This is a genomic window from Neobacillus drentensis, assembly GCF_036966985.1.
In the GTDB taxonomy this organism is placed as follows: Bacteria; Bacillota; Bacilli; order Bacillales; family Cytobacillaceae; genus Neobacillus; species Neobacillus drentensis_E.
Genome location: NZ_JBALSN010000723.1, coordinates 635 through 3593 on the forward strand (window position 1 = coordinate 635; position 2959 = coordinate 3593).

At 40.1% G+C, this 2959-nt stretch carries 3 protein-coding genes; 1 reads left to right on the forward strand and 2 read right to left on the reverse strand.

All coding sequences use genetic code 11. From position 1 onward, the window contains the following. Positions 1 to 408 (forward strand): hypothetical protein (locus V7659_RS30980; protein ID WP_335543831.1); only part of this gene is annotated, 408 nt, incomplete at its 5' end. A 54-nt stretch (positions 409 to 462) separates the two neighbouring features. On the opposite strand, the gene V7659_RS30985 is transcribed toward V7659_RS30980, so the two are convergent. After that, positions 463 to 2727 (reverse strand): molybdopterin oxidoreductase family protein, encoded by a 2265-nt coding sequence (locus V7659_RS30985; protein ID WP_335543832.1) that lies wholly within the window; start codon positions 2725 to 2727, stop codon positions 463 to 465. 39 nt (positions 2728 to 2766) lie between these two features. Next, on the reverse strand, positions 2767 to 2959 hold a 193-nt coding region (locus V7659_RS30990), incomplete at its 5' end, for a zinc-binding dehydrogenase (RefSeq protein ID WP_335543833.1).

Sequence of the window (2959 nt, forward strand, 5' to 3'; positions counted from 1 at the left end):
TTTAATTTACCAATTGTTATTTCATATTTAATTTTCTTAGTTGGTTCACAATATCTAGGTTCAATCCTAGGCTGGTATGGTCTTGGTTGGTGGGATACTTTTATGCATTTGGTCAGTGGAGCCATTCTGGCTTTTTCTGGGATTGCTTTATATGAACGTTTGATTCATCGAAATGCGGGAGATAAGATATCGCCATGGTTTGTGTTTTTATTTACGCTATCCTTTGCCGCACTCGGAGGTGTATTATGGGAAATTTATGAATTTAGCTCCGACCAATTTTTCGATATGACCTTACAGGGCGGAGGAAATAAGGATACAATGACAGATTTAATTGCTGATACGATTGGTGGGCTTTTAATTGCAGTGTGGGCAGGAATTCGAACGAAAATTAAACTAAAAAAGGCATAAATCAGGCTCGCTAAAATGGCGAGCCCTTTTATTTGACATGTTCATTTACCTTACTCATTTTACCTTTTCGATTATTATAGGTATTCCATTAAGCACTGCGTTTCCCGATATCGGATCAATCATTTGCTCATCCGTCAACAGGTTGACGTTAACACCCGCATGTCGGCTTGCTACCCCAAGACGAGTCCCTGAAAGGTTATGTCCCCATCCATGGGGCAGACTTACTGTCCCCGGCATAATATCATCCGTAATTATTACCGGCACTTCAATTGTTCCTGTTTGAGAATTCACTATCGCCATATCTCCCTGCAAAAGTCCTAAGCTTTCTGCATCACTGGTATGAATCATTAGTGTACATCTGTCTTCACCTTTTACTAGGACCGGGAGATTGTGCAGCCAGGAGTTGTTGCTCCGAAGGTCTCTTCTCCCTACCAATAGTATGGAATCGGCTTTCGAATTAAGCGTTTGTCGAAGACGCTCAACATCCTTCGTTAAAATTGGTGATGACAATTCAATTTTCCCTGAAGGTGTTTGCAATATATCGTCAATTCTCGGTTGAAGGGCTCCAAAGTCCATTCCATGTGGATGATCCTCTAAGACAGATAAGCTTAGTCCTTCAGGATTTCTTCCAAAGTGTTCTCCATAAGGTCCCACACGAAGGTAAAAATCAAGCAAACGCTCCGGCCCTTTTCTATTCTTTAACAATTCGGTAATTTCTATTGTGTCCCGCTCGTAAATAGGAGAATTCGGGTTTTTTATTTCATGTTTGATCAGTTCCTTAATTGCAAGTTCATCCAATTTACTAATGATGTCCCCTTCAATTTTTTCCTCACCAACGGCTGCAGCTAAATGGAGAAGAATCTGCCATTCATCTAGTTGTTCTGCTGGAAGGTCAAAAACAGGTTTTGAATAGTGGGCAATATTCCGGATAGCAAGATTGTAAAAGGTTATATCATAATGTGAGCGCTCTAATGGTGAAGGAACAGGAAGCAGGACATTTGCATTGCGAGATGTTTCATTTAAATAACAATCAAGACTTACCATAAAATCCACTTTTTCAAGAGCAGATTGTAATTGTTGACTATTCGGTGCTGAAAGCGCAGGGTTTCCAGCTATGGAAACAAATGCTTTAATTTGTCCAGGACCAGGGGTTTCAATCTCTTCTGCAAGGCAGGATACAGGAATTTCACCCAAGACTTCAGGAATATTTCTTACTCTACTTTTAAAACGGTTATACCGTATCGATCGAACTCTATTGGAAGATGCACGCCTCGTTGCTGGGTTAGGAAACATGACACCGCCCGAACGGTCCAAATTACCTGTTAGAACATTTACTACATCTACTAGCCAGCTATTCATGGTGCCAAAAGGCTGTGTACATGTGCCCATTCTTCCGTAAACAATCGCTTGAGGTGCGCTGGCAAGTTCACGTGCTATCCGACGAATGTCGTTTTCTGGAATTCCGCATTTAGCTGAAACTACTCCAGGTGTAAAATTCTCAGATAGGGTCTTGATTTCATCAAGCCCGTTAATATAATCAACCAACTTTCCAGGGTTAACTAAACCTTCCTCGAAAAGTGTATAAATAAGTCCGAATAGGAACAGAGCGTCTGTCCCAGGACGTATAAAATAATGTTCATCGGCTTGTTTTGCTGTAACCGTACGAACGGGGTCAATGACCACTAACTTTCCTCCACGATCCTTTAGAGCCTTCAATCGTTCTCTCATATTAGGTGCAGTCATTAAACTGCCATTAGATGCAAGGGGATTGGCACCAATCATCAATAGATAGTTTGTATGATCGATATCTGGAATGGGTAGATTGGCATCACTTCCAAACATGATTTCAGATGAAAGTTGTTTTGGAATCTGATCTAAAGTACTAGCCGAAAAGATGCTCCTGCTTCCTAATGCACGTAAAAAGTTTGGAACATATAACATACTGCCTAAATTGTGAACGCTTGGGTTTCCTAAATAAACAGCGACGGCATTCTTACCATACTCCTCGATAACGGAACGAAGACCTTTTTTTACTTCAGAGAAGGCTTCTTCCCAGGAAACTTCTTGCCATTCTGCCCCATTACGAACCATCGGTTTTCGAACCCGATCTGGGTCTGAGTGGAGTTCTTTTACACTATATCCCTTTGGACATAAATAACCTTTACTAAAAGGATCCTGTTTATCACCCTTTATATGGACAACCTTTTCTTCCTGGGTATGAATTTCTAACCCACAGGTCGCTTCACACAGTGGACAGGTCCGATAGCTTATTTTAGTAGGTTTACCGATTAATTTCTCGCTTTTCTCCAAAATCCCCATTCTCCTCCCACCTTAACAAAATGCTCTTAATGAATTTATTTATGGATTTAATACTATTTTTCCGATTGTCTGACGCCCTTCTATTAGTTCATGAGCTAATTTCGCATCATCTAAGGGGAATGTGTTGCCTATTATTAATTTTAATTTTCCTTCACCAATATAATTCAATAATTCTATTACACTTTCTTTATATAACTTAACATCTTTTAGAATATGGATTAACCAGAAGCCT

Excerpts from the sequence above, each read along its gene's own strand:
- V7659_RS30985 (WP_335543832.1), bottom strand. The coding sequence starts at position 2,727 with ATGGGGATTTTGGAGAAAAGCGAGAAATTAATCGGTAAACCTACTAAA.